The sequence below is a fragment of the Klenkia sp. AC732 genome (genome assembly GCF_979256525.1).
This window is the reverse complement of the sequence record NZ_CEEDOS010000112.1, coordinates 1-275: the sequence shown is the minus strand read 5'-3', so window position 1 is coordinate 275 and position 275 is coordinate 1. Positions and strand designations below refer to the sequence as shown.

General features: G+C 74.2%; 1 pseudogene. It reads left to right on the top strand.

Going from position 1 to position 275, the window contains the following annotated elements:
• A pseudogene (locus AC0IVP_RS21900) lies at positions 1 to 275 on the top strand (polyribonucleotide nucleotidyltransferase); the annotation flags it as partial.

The following is a 275-nucleotide window of genomic DNA, read 5'->3' as shown; positions in this document are numbered from 1 at the left end:
CCTCTACGACGTGCTGGCGATCAACGGGGCCTCCGCGTCGACCCAGCTGTCGGGCCGGCCCTTCTCCGGCCCGGTCGGCGCCACCCGCGTCGCCCTCATCGGTGGCCAGTGGGTCGGCGTCCCGACGCACACCGAGCTCGAGGACGCCGTCTTCGACATGGTCGTGGCCGGCCGGGTCCTGCCCGACGGCGACGGCGCGATCATGATGGTCGAGGCCGAGGCCACCGAGAAGACGATCGAGCGCATCGCCGGTGGCGCGACCGCCCCGCCCGAGG